This window comes from Streptomyces sp. NPDC048751 (assembly GCF_043198595.1).
GTDB lineage: Bacteria > Actinomycetota > Actinomycetes > Streptomycetales > Streptomycetaceae > Streptomyces.
Genome location: NZ_JBICUX010000010.1, coordinates 236,426 through 252,989 on the forward strand (window position 1 = coordinate 236,426; position 16,564 = coordinate 252,989).

The 16,564-nt window shown below is 73.2% G+C and carries 3 protein-coding genes; all 3 read right to left on the minus strand.

The genetic code is table 11. The features are described 5' to 3' along the window. Window positions 1–37: 37 nt before the first annotated feature. The 3 genes from ACGFNV_RS30675 to ACGFNV_RS30685 all read right to left on the minus strand — a co-directional run bounded on the left by ACGFNV_RS30675 (window position 38) and on the right by ACGFNV_RS30685 (window position 16,549). The gene (locus ACGFNV_RS30675) at window positions 38–346 is read right to left on the minus strand and encodes a hypothetical protein (RefSeq protein ID WP_393626768.1); all 309 of its coding nucleotides are present in this window, start codon (window positions 344–346) and stop codon (window positions 38–40) included. Between the two features lie 150 nt (window positions 347–496). Continuing rightward, window positions 497–1,567: a hypothetical protein gene (locus tag ACGFNV_RS30680; protein ID WP_393626770.1), complete on the minus strand. Its 1,071-nt coding sequence runs from the start codon at window positions 1,565–1,567 to the stop codon at window positions 497–499. 186 nt (window positions 1,568–1,753) lie between these two features. Then, on the minus strand, window positions 1,754–16,549 hold the full coding sequence (locus tag ACGFNV_RS30685; RefSeq protein ID WP_393626772.1) for an amino acid adenylation domain-containing protein: 14,796 nt from the start codon (window positions 16,547–16,549) through the stop codon (window positions 1,754–1,756). Window positions 16,550–16,564: the final 15 nt, after the last annotated feature.

The window sequence follows — 16,564 nt, forward strand, 5'->3', positions numbered from 1 at the left end:
TGCCTCGGCGACACCGGTCAGTCGCCGCCGCGGTGGCTCAACAGGGGATGAGCCCCACATAGGTTTCGGCGTACCAGACGGGTTCCCAGGTGTTGACCGTGCTGCCCGGCGTGACCGTATGGCACTTGTTGGGAATGTACGTCACGCCACCCTTGCTGTACTTGACGTTCACCTGCTGGGTGGTGGCGCAGTTGTTGGTGATTGAGGCGCCGATCGTGACCATGTAGATCGGCTTACCCACCACGCAACTGGGCACGGACTCTGCCGCCTGCGCACTGCTCTGCGCGGCACCGATCAGCGCGAGCCCGGCCACGCCGGCTCCGATCGCGTGGGCGAACTTCCTCATATGAATACCTCCTGTTGGGTGGAATCCCATTCAATAAAGACTGTTCCTGGCACCTCAACGCCATATCGACAGCTTCGAAACAAGGATTCCGACCGCCAACCGAAAAGGGGCCGGAACCGATTTCTCGGTTCCGGCCCCTTCGTCGTGCGCTCATCCCCTGGCGCAGCGCTTGCACACGCCCCGCCGGCGGAAGTAGTAGGCGAGAGTCGCGGCCGCCAGGGCGACGCCCCACACCGGCCAGACCATTTCCGGGACCGTGGCGCCCCAGTCGTCCTTCGGGTTGTCGAAGGAGCCCTGGAACAGCAGTCGGATGTACATGACGCCGGCGATGGTCACCATGACGGAGACGAAGGCGGCCGGGACAATGGCCAGGGCCGGCGGTACCCGCTTGCCCCTGAGGCCCACCATCCAGCGCGGGAAGATCTCGCCCCAGCGCTGCACCAGGCCCAGGGTGAGGAGCGAGCCGAGGGCGCCCATGGTGGCGAGGGCCGCACCGAAGATCCACAGGTGGTCCTGCTTGCCCTCCTCCCAGAGCTTGTCGGAGATGCCGAGCGGGTAGCCCAGGGCCCAGGCCCAGCGGGTGCTGGCGTACAGCAGGGGGACGACGACCGCCGTGTACACGGCCTTCCTGCCCCAGCGGGCGGCGGCCTCCGGTGAGGTCCACCCGGCGCCCGAGTCGGTGCGTCCGCAGCTGGTGCAGGCGCCGGAGGTACGGCGCTGGTAGGCGATCGCGGACGTGACCATCAGGCCGACCGAGACGACCGCGAACACCTGGTTGATCACCGTCCAGTTGATGGCGCCGAACCTCAGCATGAAGACGTAGGCGAGGTTGCCGAGGATGCGGAAGTCGGCGAGGGTGCAGAACACCGCGGCGGCGGAGAGGCCCGTGGCACCGAGCAGGACCGGGGTGGGGATCCGGCGGCGGCCGGGCAGCGCGAGCAGCAGGGCCACGCCGGCACTGAGCAGGAAGCCGGCCGCGAGCCACGGTGCCAGCTGGGCGCGGCCGACGTGCTCGAAGGCCGAGTACTCCGGGTTGGCGTCGTCGGCACCGAAGGGGAAGCCGTCCCCGCCGAAGGCCCAGTAGGTGTGGGCGAGCCCGTAGAGAAGCAGTGCCAGGAAGGCCGCGTAGCCGATCCGGTCCGGCCAGTTGAACCGGCGGCGCACCGGACCCGCTGCGCGGTCCGCCCGCCGTAATGACGCGTTCTCGGTCACCTGTGTCATGGCGCTTCCTCCTTGGGTGTTCTGGTGTTCAGCATTCCTGGCCGCGCCCTTCGGCACATCTGCCGAACGGCAGATCTCGCGGGGCCGGACCGCGCGGCGCGACGGCCCGGGCAGCGCGACGGCCCGGCGCCGTCCGCGGAAGACGGACGGCGCCGGGCCCGGGTGGTGCTCCTCGGACCGCCCCGGTCAGTCGTGGTCGCCGCGGAGCGTGTCCTGAAGGACGCGGCCGACCTCGGCGACCGGTCCCGCCTGGAGCAGTTGCCGGTGCTCGCAGTCGATCTCCTGGACCCGCACGTTCCCGGTGACGTACCGCTGGAGCGTGGCGACCGAGCGCTCGGTCTTCCCCTCGGCGCCGTCCTCGTCCCGGGTGGCGACGAACAGCAGGACGTCTCCGTCGAACACGTCCGGTTCGTGACCGATCGTCAGGGACCAGTTGTTGTTGTTGACCTCGCCCACCCGCAGGATGTGCTCGTCGTCGAAGGTGGCGAGCGCGCTGCCCGCCTCGCGCAGCACCTCCATCACCTTGTCGTGCTCCAGGGGGGCGTCCCCGAACATCCCGGGGTCGCGCCCCACGAAGTCGAGGAGGGCGGCGAGCACGTTCTGGTCGTCGGCGGCGACGTACTCACCGTCCAGTTCCTCCGCCCTGATGGGCACCTGGTCGAGGTTGGCGAGCAGGCCGACCTCCTCCCCCAGGCGCTGGAGCCGGACCGCCACCTCGTGGGCGAGGATCGAGCCCATGGACCAGCCGAGCAGGTGGTACGGGCCGGATGGCTGGACCTCCCGGATCCGCTCGACGTAGTCGTCCACCATCTCCGCCATCGAGCGGGGCAGTGGCTCCTTCCTGGCGAGGCCCCTGGCCTGGATGCCGTAGATCGGACGGTCGCCGTCGACGTACCGCATCAGACCGGAGTACATCCAGCTGACACCGCCGACGGGGTGCAGACAGAACAGCGGGGGCGCCGCTCCACCCGCGCGCAGCGGGAGAACCACGTCGAAGGAGTCCTCGCGCTGGCCGCCGGCGCCCATGAGCTCCATCAGCGCCGCCACCGTGGGGGCCTGGAAGACCGCCCGGTTGGACAGCTCGACCCCGAAGACGGAGCGGATCCGGCTGGTGAGCTGGATGGAGATGATGCTGTCGCCGCCGAGTTCGAAGAAGTTGTCGTCGATACCCACCCGGTCCAGCTTGAGGAGTTCGGCCAGGAGCGTGCAGAGCAGTTCCTCGCGCGGGTCGCGCGGTCCGCGCCCGCCGTCGGCGGGGCCGAAGTCCGGGGTGGGCAGGGCGTTTCGGTCGACCTTCCCGTTCTGGTTGACGGGCAGGTCGGGCAGGAACACGAACGCGGCGGGGACCATGTAGTCCGGGAGCCGTCGTGCCACCTGGTCCCGCAGGCCCGTGGTGTCCGCTCCGGGCACCGGGACGACGTACGCCACGAGTCTCTTGTCGCCGGGCCGGTCCTCCCGGACGGTCACCAGGGTCCGGGAGACCTGCGGCTGGTCCTGGAGCGCGGTCTCGATCTCGCCGAGCTCGATCCGCAGGCCGCGGATCTTGACCTGGTGGTCCGCCCGTCCGACGAACTCGATCCGCCCCTCGGCGTCCCGGCGCACCACGTCGCCGGTCCGGTACATCCGCTCCCCCGCCGGCCCGAACGGGTCGGCGACGAACCGCTCGGCGGTCATGCCCGGCAGCCGGACGTAGCCGCGGGCCGTGCCGGCACCCGCCAGGTACAGCTCGCCCGCCACCCCGAGGGGAACGGGCCGCAGCCGGTCGTCCAGGACGTACGCCCGCGTGTTGTCCATCGGGTTCCCGATCGGCACGTTGCGGCCGGTGCGGTACGGAGCGCGCAGCGGGACGCAGGTGGCGTACACCGTGGTCTCGGTCGGGCCGTAGACGTGGACCACCGTGGTGTCCGCGCAGGCGTCGAGCACGCGCTGGAAGGCGGCCGGGGAGACCTGTTCGCCGCCGGTCCAGATCTCGCTGAGCCCGGCGAAGCAGCCGGGGTCCTCCTCGGCGAGGAGGTTGAACAGGGCCGTGGTCATGAAGACCGCGGTGAGTCCCTCCTCGCCGGTGAGCCGCCGCAGGCCGCCCGCGTCCAGCTGGCCGGGCGGTGCCACCACGAGCAGTCCGCCGCCCAGCAGGGTGGCCCAGATCTCGTACGTCGACGCGTCGAAGGCGTGCGGCGAGTGCAGCAGCACCCGCTCGTGCCCGGACCGCCATCGGGTGTCCGTCGCGAGCGCGACGACATTGGTGTGCGTGATGCCGATGCCCTTCGGCTTACCGGTCGATCCGGAGGTGTACATGATGTACGCCAACTGGTCAGGGTGCGTGCGGAGTTCGAGCGGCCCGGGATCGTGTGCGGCCACATCCGCCGCGTCCTGCTCCGCGTCGACCACGATGACCTCCGCGGTGTGGCCGAACTCCACCCCGGCCAGGGCGCGGTCGGCCAGGAGCACCCCGCATCCCGTCTCCTCGACGATGAGTTCGAGGCGGGGTGCCGGGTAGCGGACGTCGAGCGGGACGTACACCGCGCCGGCCTTCAGGACGGCCAGCGTGGAGACGATCAGGTCGACCGAGCGTTCCTGGAGGATCGCCACCCGGTCGCCGGGGACGACTCCCGCGCCGGCGAGCCTGCGGGCCAGCCGGTTGGTCCGGGCGTCCAGCTCGGCGTAGCTGAGCGTCACGCCCCCGCCGGTGACGGCCGGTGCCCCGGGCGTGGCGGCCGCCCGCGCCGCGAACAGGGAGGCGACCGTGCCCGCCGGGATGTCCCGTGCGGTGTCGTTGCTCTCGTTCAGCAGCGCGTGCTCGTGCGGTGAGAGCAGATCGATGTCCGCGACGGGGCGGTCGGGATCGGCCACGGCCGCCCCGAGCAGCCGCACCAGCCGCTCGGCGAGCGCTTCGACCGTGGCGCGGTCGAACAGGCCGGTGTTGTACTCCAGTTGGCCGCCGACAGTCGGCGTCGTTGTCGTCGGTGCGCCGTCCTGGTGCGCCTCGGCGAAGTGGAACGAGAGGTCGAACTTGGCGACGTCCGTCGTGGTCGGCTGCGGGGCCAGGGTCAGGCCCGGCAGCTCCAGGTCCGCCTCCTCGTTGTTCTCCAGGCTGATCGCCACCTGGAAGAGGGGATTGCGGGAGAGGGCCCGGACCGGGTTGAGCTCCTCGACCAGCCGCTCGAACGGAACGTCCTGGTGGGTGAAGGCCTCCAGGTCCACGGTCCGTACCCGGTCGACCAGTTCGCGGAAGCCCGGGGTGCCGGAGAGGTCCGTGCGCAGCACCAGGGTGTTGACGAAGAAGCCCACGAGTTCGTCGAGCGCCTCGTCACCGCGGCCGGCGACCGCCGTCCCCAGCGGGATGTCCGTACCGCCGCCGAGGCGGTGCAGCAGTGCCGCGACCGCGGCGTGCAGCACCATGAACAGGCTCGCGCCGCTCTCCTCGGCCAGCCGGTGCACACCCCGCGCGATCTCGTCGGGGAGGCTCAGCTCGACCTGTCCGCCCCGGTGGCCGGTCTCGGCCGAGCGCGGCCGGTCGGTCGGCAGGTCCAGTTCCTCCGGCAGCCCGGCCAGCGCGCCGCGCCAGTACTCCAGTTGCCGACCGATGGGGCTGTCCGGGTCGTGTTCGTCCCCGAGGGTGCGCCGCTGCCACAGGACGTAGTCCGCGTACTGCACGGGCAGCGGCGGGAACTCGGGCGCCCGGCCGGCCACCCGGGCCGCGTAGGCGGTGCCGAGATCCCGGGCGAGCGGTGCCAGCGAGGAGCCGTCGCCCGCGATGTGGTGCAGCACGAGGACCAGCACGTGCTCGCGCGGGGCCAGCCGCAGCAGCTCGGCCCGCAGCGGGATGTCCGCCGCCAGGTCGAAGTCGGTGGCGGCCAGCTCGCCGAGGACACCGTCCAGTGCGTCCTCGGGCACCGTGCGGACGGGCAGCGAGAGGGTGTACTCGCCCGCGCCGAGGATCCTTTGGCGCGGGGCGCCGCCCTCGGCGGGGAAGACGGTGCGCAGGCTCTCGTGGCGGTCCACCACGTCCGCGAGCGCCGACTCCAGCGCCGCGGGGGCCGGTTCGCCGAGGAGCCGCACGGCCAGCTGGATGTTGTACGAACCCGCGGTGTCGTCGACCGAGTCGATGAACCACAGCCTGCGCTGGGCGTGCGAGAGCGGGATCACCGCCGGCCGTTCGACCGGGGCGAGCCGCTGCCGGGCCACCTCCGCGTCGGTCAGCCGGTCCTTGAGGGCGGCGACCGAGGGCGCCTCGAAGACGGCACGCACCGGCACCTCGGCCCCGAACGCGCCGCGGATCCGGTTGACCAGCCGGGTCGCGAGCAGGGAGTGGCCGCCCAGCTCGAAGAAGCTGTCGTCGATGCCGACCTCCGGTACGCCGAGGATCTCGGCGTACAGGGCGCACAGGGTCTTCTCCCGTTCGTCGCGCGGGGCACGCCGCTCGGCGGCGCTTCCGTACTCGGGCACGGGCAGGGCCCTGCGGTCGAGCTTGCCGTTCGCGGTCAGCGGCAGGGCGTCGACGGTGAGCAGTGCCGACGGCACCATGTAGTCCGGCAGTTCTCCGCTCAGGTACTCCCTGAGCTCCGCCGTCCCGACGGGTTCGGCCGCGACCACGTAGCCGGCCAGTCGCTTGTCGCCGGGCCGGTCCTCGCGCACGATCACCGCGGCCTGGGCGACCGCCGGGTGGCGGGCCAGCCGGTCCTCGATCTCGCCGAGTTCGATCCGGAAGCCCCGCAGCTTGACCTGCTCGTCGGCCCGGCCGACGAACTCCACCACGCCGTCCGCGGTCCACCGGGCGAGGTCACCGGTGCGGTACATCCTGGTTCCCGAGGGACCGAACGGGTCCGCCACGAAGCGTCCGGCGGTCGGCGCCGGCTGCCGGGCGTAACCGCGGGCGAGACCGGCACCCGCGATGTACAGCTCACCCGCGACACCGACCGGTGCCGGGCGCAGGCCGCCGTCCAGGACGTACACGCGCATGTTGTCGAGCGGCCGGCCGATGGGCACCCGGGCGGGTACCGGCTCGTCGGCCCGCATCGCGTGGCTGAGGGCGAACGTGGTCGCCTCGGTGGGCCCGTAGCCGTCGGCCACGACGGTGCCGGGGCAGGCCTCCAGGACCCGGCGCACCGCGGCGGCCGGGACCACGTCGCCCCCCGTCCACACCTCGCGCACGCCCGCCAGGGCCCCCGGCGCCTCCTCGGCCACCAGCCGGAAGAGACCGGCGGTGAGCCAGAGCCCGGTGATGGCGTGTTCGGCGAGCTCCCGTTCGAGTACCGCCACGGAAAGCTCCCGCGGCGGCGCGACGACGACCGTTCCTCCCTTGAGGAGCGGCACCCAGAGCTCGTAGGTGGAGGCGTCGAAGGCGGTCGGCGAGTGCAGCAGCACCCGCTGGTGGGCGTCGCCCCGCCAGCGCCGGTCCGAGGCCAGCTCGACGATGTCGCGTTGGGTGATCTCCACGCCCTTGGGCAGGCCGGTGGAACCGGAGGTGTACATCACGTAGGCGAGCTGGTCCGGGAGGACCGTGACGTCCGGTGCCGCGGCCGGGGAGTCCTCGTGCGCGTCGAGCACCGTGACGCCCAGCTCCCGGGCGCGGTCCGCCAGTTCCGCGTCGGTGACCACGACCGGGGCGCCGGTGTCGTCCAGGACGTGCCGCAGCCGGGCGACCGGGTCGGTGTCCCGCAGCGGCACGTACGCGCCGCCCGCCTTCAGGACGGCGAGGAGCGCCACGGGGAGGTCGGCGGAGCGCTCCATCAGGACGGCCACCGGAGTCTCCGGGCCGACGCCGAGCCCGGCCAGCCGGCCGGCGAGACGGTCCGAGCGCTCGTCGAGTTCCCGGTAGTCGAGGGTGACGCCGGCGAAGACGACGGCCGGGGCGTCGGGGGTCCGCAGGGCCTGCGCCCGGAACAGCTCGGGCACGGAGGCCGACGGCACCTCGGCGGCCGTGTCGTTCCACTCCGCCAGCAGGGTGTGCCGCTCGGCGGCGGACAGCAGGTCCAGGGAGTCGGCACGGCGGTCCGGATCGGCGGCGAACTCCTCCAGGACCGTCCTGAGCCGTCCGCCGATGGCCCGCACCGTCTCGTCGTCGAACAGGTCGGGCCGGTAGTCGATCTTGAGCGAGAGGGTCTGTCCGTCCGAGGCGCCCAGGGCCAGCGGGTAGTGGGTGCCGTCCTGGAGCTGGGCGTCGACGATCCCGATCCCCTCGGCCGTCTGCTCCAGGCTCTCGGAGTCGACCGGGTAGTTGCTGAACTCGGTGGAGGTGTCGAACAGCGCTCCGGTCCCGGTGATCCGCTGGATGTCGGTCAGACCGAGGTACTTGTGCGGCAGGAGCGCGAACTGCTGCTCCTGCAACCGGGTCACCACGTCGAGCAGCGAGTCGCCGCGTGCGGTGCGCACCCGTACGGGCAGGGTGTTGATGAACAGGCCCACCATGGTCTCGACGCCCGGGAGTTCGGCGGGGCGGCCGTTGACCGTCTCGCCGAAGGTCACGTCGTCGCGGCCGGTGAGCCCGCACAGCACGAGCCCCCAAGCGGCCTGGACCACGGTGTTCTTGGTGACGCCGTGCCGGCGCGCCCGCGCGGTGAGGGCGGCCGTGGCCTCGGCGGACAGCTCCAGCCGGTGGACGCGGGGCCGCAGCGGCGCACGGGCCGGGTCGGCGGGCGCGACCAGGGTCGGCTCGTCCACGCCGTCCAGCGCCTGACGCCAGGCCTCCTCGGCGGCGGGGCGGTCCTGGCCGGCGAGCCAGGCCAGATAGTCCTTGTACGGGGTCACCCGCGGCAGCGCCGCGTCGTCGCCGCCGGTCCGGTAGAGCTCGAAGAGCTCGGTGGACAGGACCGGTCCCGACCAGCCGTCGAAGAGGATGTGGTGGCTGGCCAGCATCAGCCGGTGTGCCTCGGCGCCCACCTTCACCAGGGTGAAGCGCAGCAGCGGCGCCCGGCGCGGGTCGAAGCGCTCGGCCAGTGCCTCGGCCGTCAGCCGGTCGAGTTCCCGCGCGCGCCGCTCCTCGTCGAAGCCGCTCAGGTCCACCTCGCGCCACGGCACGTCGACCGTGCGCGGGATCACCTGGAGCGACTGCCCGGCGGCGCCGGGCCGGAAGGCGGCCCGCAGGTTCGGGTGACGGCGCAGCAGCGCGGCGGCCGCCTCCCGCAGCGCGGGGGCGTCCAGTGCGCCGCGCAGGTCGAAGGCGAGGAGCGTGGTGTAGACGTCGGCGCCGCGCTCGTCGTACAGGGCGTGGAAGAGCAGGCCTTCCTGGAGCGGGGAGAGGGGCAGTACGTCGGCGACTGACTGCCGGCCGGCCTCGAGGCGGTCGATCTCGTCCTGCCCGAGCGTGACCAGCGTGAGGTCGGAGGGGCTCAGGCCGCCCGCGCCCTCCGGCCGTTCGGCGTGCCGGACCAGCGCCTCCAGGGCCCGGAACCAGCTCTGCGCGAGGTCGCGGACGTCGTCGTCCGAGAACAGCTCGCCGGCCCAGATCCAATGGGCGACCAGACGCGGGCCGTCGGGGTAGGTGACGGCCGTGGCGGTGAGGTCCAGGGCGTGCGGCAGGGCCATGCCGGCCTCGGCCAGGCCCGAGAGGTCGCGGTTCACCTCCGGCTGGACGGTGTCGGCGCTGTCGTCGGCCTCGCCCAGCCGGCCGAGGTAGTTGAAGCCGATCTGGGACTGCGGGTACCGGCCGAGGACCTGGGCGGTCTGCGGGTTGAGGTGGCGCAGCAGGCCGAAGCCGATCCCGTTGTCGGGCAGGGCCCGCAGCTGCTCCTTGATCCGCTTGACCGCGCGGCCGATCTCCGGTCCGCCCGCCCACAGCTCCTCGGACGGCGTCTCGCCCGGGGCGAGACGCAACGGGTACAGGCTGGTGAACCAGCCGACGGTGCGGGAGAGGTCCACGCCGTCGGCGATCTCCTCGCGGCCGTGGCCCTCGAGGTCGATGAGGACGTCCGGCCCGGTGCCCCGCCCGGTGCGCTCCCGCCAGTCGATGACGGCGAGCGCGAGCGCGGTCAGCAGCACGTCGTTGATCCCGGCGTTGAACAGGGCGGGGATGCGTCCGAGCAGGGGCTGGGTGAGTTCCGTGGGAAGCCGCACGCTCAGCTGGGCGGCCGTGCCGAAGGTGTCTCTCCTGGTGTCCAGCGGGCGAGAGGTCAGTGGCAGGTCGGGGCCGTCGAGGATCTCCCGCCAGAGCGGGAGTTCCCGCATCCGCTCCGGTGCGGCGGCGAGTTCGGTCAGCCGCCGGGCCCAGCCGCGGAAGGAGGTGCCCACGGGTTCGAGGGCGACGGACCGGCCGGCCATCAGGGTCTCGAGGGCGGACTGCAGGTCGGGCAGCAGGATGCGCCAGGACACGCCGTCGACGACCAGGTGGTGGGCGACGACGGTGAGCCGGCCCGGGGCCTCGGGCCCCGCGTCGAACCAGACGCAGCGCACCATCGCCCCGGCCTCCGGGTCCAGGCGTGACTGGGCGGCGGCGACCTCGTCGGCCGCGCGGGCGTCGAGGTCCGCGTCGGTCAGGCCCGCGGCGATCAGGGCCGCCGCGTCGACGCGGTGGACACAGTCCTCGGCGCGCACCGCGCCGGGGGCGGCGGTCTCCAGCGACCAGCCGAAGTCCTCCCCCAGCCGGGCGAGGGTCATCCGCAGCGCGTCGTGATGGTCGAGCACGGCCTGCAGGGCCGCCGTCACCACGCCGAGGTCCGCGCCGGCCGGGACCGGCAGCGACATCGTCTGGTTGAACTGGTCGATGCTGCCGCCGCGTTCGCGTACCCAGTGGACGATCGGCGTCAGCGGCACGTCGCCGACCCCGTCGGTCCGCGCCGCGGCCGGGGCGGACGCGGGCGTCTCCTGGTCGGCCCGGACGGCCGCCGCGAGGGCCTCCGGTGTCCGGTGCGCGAAGACGTCGCGCGGGCTGAACCGCAGCCCGGCGCGGCGGGCCCGGCTCACCAACTGGATCGAGCTGATGCTGTCGCCGCCGGCGGCGAAGAAGCTCTCCGCCACGCCGACCCGCTCGATGCCGAGGACCTCGGCGAACAGCTCGCACAGCAGTGCCTCGGTGGGGTTGCCCGGCGCCCTGGACGGCTCGCCGCCGTCGAACTCCGGCTCGGGCAGCGCCTTGCGGTCGACCTTGCCGCTCGGGGTCAGCGGCAGCTTGTCGAGGATCACGTACGCGGACGGCACCATGTAGCCGGGCAGCGCGGTGGCGACGTGCTCGCGCAGGCCGGCCGGGTCGGCGGTGCGGCCGTCGGCCGGCATCACGTGGGCGACCAGGCGCCGGTCGCCGGGGCGGCCCTCGTGGACGCCGACGACGGCGCGACCGACGTCGGCGTGACCGTTCAGCACCTCCTCGATCTCGCCGAGTTCGATGCGGAACCCGCGCAGCTTCACCTGGAAGTCGGTGCGGCCGAGGTAGTCGACGTGTCCTTCGTCGGTCCAGCGCACCAGGTCGCCGGTGCGGTACATCCGGGACCCGGCCGGTCCGTAGGGGTCGGCCACGAACCGTTCGGCGGACAGCGCGGGGCGGCGGTGGTAGCCACGGGTGACACCGGCTCCGGCGATGTAGAGCTCACCGGGCACGCCGGGCAGCACCGGGCGCAGGGCCGAGTCGAGGACGTACACCTGGGTGCCCGCGACGGGAGAGCCGATGGTGACCGGCGCGACACCGTCGATGCCGGTGCCGGTGGAGTAGACGGTGGTCTCGGTGGGCCCGTACAGGTTGGTCAGGGTGCCGCCGAGCGCGACGAGCCGCTGGGCCAGGTCGGCGGCCAGCGCCTCACCGGCGGTCACCTTGTGCAGCCCGCGCAGCGCCTCGGGCACCGCCTCCTCCAGGACGTGCCACAGGCTCGGTGCCGCCTCCATCACGGTCGTGCCGGTCCGGGAGAGCAGCGCGGCGAGCCGGTCCGGGTCCTTGACGGTGTCCGAGCCGGCGAGCACGAGGGTGGCGCCGCTGATCAGCGGCAGGAAGATCTCCATGACGGAGACGTCGAAACCGACCGTGGCCACGGCGGCGAGCCGGTCGTCCGGGGTGAGCCGCAGTCGCGCCTGGACCGCCTCCAGCAGGTTCACCATCCCGCCGCCGGGTACGACGACGCCCTTCGGCCGGCCCGTGGAGCCCGAGGTGTAGATGACGTACGCGGCCTGCCCGGGCAGCCGGGTCAGGCCCAGGTCGGTGGACGGGTGGCCGGCGCGTTCCGCGGCGGCCGTCTCCTCCTCGGTGAGGGTGAGGACGGGGTCGGCGTCCCGCAGGACGTACGCGATCCGGTCCGCGGGGAGCGTGGGGTCGACCGGGACGTAGGCCGCACCGGTCTTGAGGACCGCGAGCAGGGCCACCACCAGGTCGGCGGTGCGGGGCAGCCGGACGGCCACGAACCGCTCCGGCCCGGCGCCGCGTTCGCGCAGCCAGTGGGCCAGCCGGTTGGCACGGGCGTTCAGTTCGGCGTACGACAGCTCCTGGTCCTCGGCGATCAGGGCGGTGGCCCGCGGGGTCGCGGCCGCCCGTGCCTCGAAGCGCTCCGTCACCGAGTCCGCGGTGACCGCGGCGGCGGTGTCGTTCCACTCGACGAGCACCCGGCGCCGCTCGGCGGGGGTGAGCAGGTCCAGTCCGGCGACCGGGCGGGCCGGGTCCGCCACGAACGCGTGCAGGACGGACAGGAAGCGCTCGGCGATGTCACGGAGCCGGTCTTGGTCGAGCAGGTCCGGCCGGTAGGACCAGTCCACGGTGAGCCGGTCGCCGCGCTGGGCCGCCAGCAGGGCCAGCGGATAGTGGACGGCGTCCCGGACCTCGGCGTCGACGACACCGAGTTCCTGGGCGGACTCGCGCAGCGGCTCCGCCTGCACGGGGTAGTTCTCGAACACCACGAGCGTGTCGAAGAGTTCGCCGGTCCCGGCCAGCCGCTGTACGTCGGCCAGGCCGAGGTACTGGTGCGCCATCAGCCGCGACTGGCGCTGCTGGAGCCGCTGGAACAGCCCGGCGAGCGAGAGGCCGTGGTCGATGTCCATGCGGACCGGGAGCGTGTTGATGAAGAGGCCGATCATGTCCTCGACGCCGGGAAGCTCCGGCGGGCGGCCGGAGACCGTGGCGCCGAACACGACGTCGTCACGGCCGGTCAGCGTGGAGAGCACCAGGCCCCAGGCGCCCTGCACCAGGGTGTTGACCGTCAGCCCGTGCTCCCTGGCCGCGGCCGTCAGCGAGGCGGTCAGCTCGTCCGGGACGGCGGTGCTCCAGCGTTCGGGGACGGCCGGGGTGCCGCCCGCGCCGGCCGGGGCGATGTGGGTCACCTCGTCGATGCCGTCGAGCGCCTCGCGCCAGGCCGCCTCGGAGGCGGTGCGGTCCTGGCCGGCCAGCCAGCCGAGGTACCGCTTGTACGGTGCGGCGGGCGGCAGCGCGGACTCGTCGCCACCGCGCCGGTGGTGCCCGTACAGCTCGAAGAGGTCCCGTACGAGCAGCGGCATCGACCAGCCGTCGATCGCGATGTGATGGACGGTCAGGACGAAGCGGTGCTCCCGCTCGCCGAGCCGGACCAGTGTGCAGCGCACCAGGGGCGGCCGCGTCAGGTCGAACCGCAGCCCGCGGTCGGCCGTGAGCAGTCGCTCCAGCTCCGCCTCCCGGTCGGCACCTGAGAGGTGGCTCAAGTCGTGCTCGGCCCAAGGGACTTCGGCGTGCTCGGGGATGGCCTGGAGCGGCTGCCCCGCGGTCCCGGTGACGAAGAAGGCGCGCAGGTTGTCGTGTCGGCGCAGCAGGGCCCGGGCGGCCTCGTGCAGGACGGCTGCCTCCACCGGGCCCCGCAGTTCGAGGACCGACTGGATGGTGTAGACGTCGGACTCGGACTCGTCGTACAGCCCGTGGAAGTGCAGGCCCTGCTGGAGCGGCGAGAGCGGCAACACGTCGCGGATCCCGCCGGGGGTCGTCGTCTCCAGTCTGTCGATCTCGGACTGGGAGACGGTCACCAGGGGCAGGTCCGAGGGGGTGCGGCCGCCGGCGTCCGGGCGCTCCGCGTGCGCGACCAGAGCGCCCAGCGCCTCGAACCACAGCCGGGCGATCTCCCTGACCTCGTCCTCGGCGAGCAGCTCGCGGGACCAGGTCCAGGACGCCACCAGGCGCTGTCCGTCGGGGTGGCCCACGGTCGCCGCGTCGAGTTCCAGGGTGTACGCGAGCGGCATGGTCGCGTCGCCGGTGCCCGTGAGATCACGCACCCGTGCGGTGTCGGGGTCCGCGCCGGGGTCGGCGGTGCCCAGCCGGCCCAGGTAGTTGAAGCCGATCTGCGGTGCGGCGTGCGCGGCCAGCTCCGGGCCCGTGACGGGGTTGAGGTGGCGCAGCAATCCGTAGCCGATGCCCTTGTCGGGGATGGCCCGCAGCTGCTCCTTCACCGTCTTGAACGCGGTGCCGAGGGCGGGCCCGCCGGACCACAGTTCGTCCGCCGGGGCGGTGCCCGGGTCGACGGCGACCGGGTACAGGCTGGTGAACCAGCCGACGGTACGGGACAGGTCGACCCCGTCCACGATCTCCTCGCGGCCGTGGCCCTCCAGGCCCACCAGGACCGCGCTGCCCGCACCGCGTCCGCGCTCCCGCCGCCAGCGGGCCACCGCGAGCGCGAGAGCGGTGAGCATGGCCTCGTCGGGGCCGGCGTGGAAGAGGGCGGGCACCGTGCCGAGGAGCGGCTCGGTCACCGCGGCGGGCAGCGTCACGGTCAGCCGGCGGGCCACCGCGACCACGTCGCGTGCCGGGTCCGTGCGGCGGTCCGCCAGCAGCGGATCGGGGGTGGCGAGCACCGAGCTCCACAGGTCCAGCTCCGCGACGCGGCGTTCGGTCAGGGCCTCCTTCGCCAGCTCCCGCGACCATCGGCGCAGTGACGTGCCGACCGGGTCGAGGCGGATCCCGGTGCCGGACCGCAGCGCGGTGAACGCGGCCTCCAGGTCCGGCAGCAGGATGCGCCAGGACACACCGTCGACGGCCAGGTGGTGGACGACCAGGGCCAGTCGGCCGTCGGTGCCCGGCCCCGCGTCGAACCAGACGGCCTGGACCATCCGGCCGTCGGCGGGGGCGAGCCGCTCCACGGCCGCGAGCACCTGCTCGTCGTACGCCTGCTGTGCCGGCTCTTCGTGTGCCTGCTCCGCGATGACCTCGCGGCGGCGTACGCAGTCCTCGGCGCGCACCGTGCCGCGGGCCGTGACCTCCAGCGTCCAGTCGCCGTCCGGGGTGTGGCCGAGGCGCAGGCGCAGCGCGTCGTGGTGGTCGAGCAGCGCCTGGAGGGCGGCGTGGACCTGGTCCTCGTCGAGGCCGGCCGGGACGGGCACGGTCAGCGTCTGGTTGAAGGCGTCGATCCGGCCGCCCTGGCTCCGCTGCCAGTGCATGACCGGGGTGAGCGGCACGGGGCCGACCCCGTCGTCGGTGGCGGCCGGCACCGGCCGCTCCGCCTCGGCCGCGCCGGCGAGCGCGGCGAGCCGGGCCACGGTCCGGTGCTCGAAGATCTCCCGCAGGCTCAGCACGACGCCCTCCTTGCGCGCGCGGTGGGCCAGTTGGATGGAGCTGATCGAGTCGCCGCCCCGCTCGAAGAAGCTGTCGTGGACGGAGACCGAGTCGACCCCGAGCACCTCGGCGAAGAGGCGGCACAGCAGTGCCTCACGGTCGTCCCCGGGCTCCGTGCCCTCGGCCGGGCCCGACGCCGGGGCCGTGGGGGCGGCGTCCGCCGCGCCGGCCCGCGGGATCAGCAGGCGGGCCCGGTCGGCGGGGGTGAACAGCGCTACCGAGCCGACGGGCCGGTCCGGGTCGGCGGCGAAGGCCGCCAGGACCGCGAGCAGCCGGTCGAGGATCTCGCGTCCGGCGCCCTCGGCGAACAGGTCCGTGCGGTGGTCGAGGCGGACCGTCATGCGCTCGCCGCGGACGGTGCCCTCCAGGTTGAGGGCGTAGTGCGTGGCGTCCACGGCGGAGGCCGAGACCGCGCCGATGTCCTCGGCGGAGTCCTGGAGGGTGTCGGTGTCGATCGGGTAGTTGGCGAAGATCGTGATGGCGTCGAAGAGCTGTCCGCCGCCGTGCAGTTGCTGGATCTCGGCGAGCCCGAGGTGCTTGTGGGCGAGGAGGTCGGCCTGCGCCTCCTGGAGGCGGCGGACCTGGTCGCCGAGGGAGAGCGCGGCGTCCAGGCGCAGCCGTACCGGCAGGGTGTTGATGAACAGGCCGACCATGCGCTCGACCCCGGGAAGCTCCGGCGGCCGGCCCGAGACGGTCTCGCCGAAGACGACGTCGTCCCGGCCGGTCAGTGAGCCGAGGACCAGTCCCCAGGCGGTCTGGACGACGCTGTTGAGGGTCAGACCGAGGGAGCGGGCCCGCTCGACCAGCGCGGCCGACAGCCGCGGGTCGACGTCCTCGACCAGGGTCGTGGGCAGCGAGGCACCGGTGCCGGGGCCGGCCACCAGGGTGGGCTCGACCCCCACGAGCGCGCGCTTCCAGGCGAGTTCGGCCTCGGACCGGTCCTGCCGGGCGAGCCAGCCCAGGTAGTCCTTGTACGGGGCGACCGGCGGCAGCGCCGCGGTGTCACCGCCGTTGTTGTACAGGGCCAGCAGCTCGCCGAGCACCAGCGGCATGGACCAGCCGTCGAGCAGGATGTGGTGAGCGGTGAAGACGAACCGGTACTCCTGGTCGGCCAGCTTGATCAGGGAGAACCGCAGCGGCGGGCGGGTCAGGTCGAACCGGCGGGTGCGGTCCTGCTCGAGCAGCCGCCGCAGTTCGGCCTCGCGGTCCGCCGCGGCGACGCCGCTGATGTCGGTCTCGGACCAGTCCGGCTCGACCTCGCGCAGAATGGCCTGGACCGGCTCGCCGGACTTGCGGTTGCGGAAGGACGCCCGCAGGTTCTCGTGGCGGCCGAGCACACCTGCCACGGCGCCGCGCAGGGCGGCCACGTCCAGCTCGCGCCGCAGGTCGACGGCCAGCTGGATGACGTACACGTCCGCGCCCTGCTCGTCGTACAGGGCGTGGAAGAGCATGCCCTTCTGGAGCGGGGACAACGGCCAGATGTCGACGAATCCAGGCTTCGACACTTTGCTGTTTCCTTC

Coding starts and splice junctions, on each gene's coding strand:
- ACGFNV_RS30675 (WP_393626768.1), bottom strand. CDS start 346: ATGAGGAAGTTCGCCCACGCGATCGGAGCCGGCGTGGCCGGGCTCGCG.
- ACGFNV_RS30680 (WP_393626770.1), bottom strand. CDS start 1,567: ATGACACAGGTGACCGAGAACGCGTCATTACGGCGGGCGGACCGCGCA.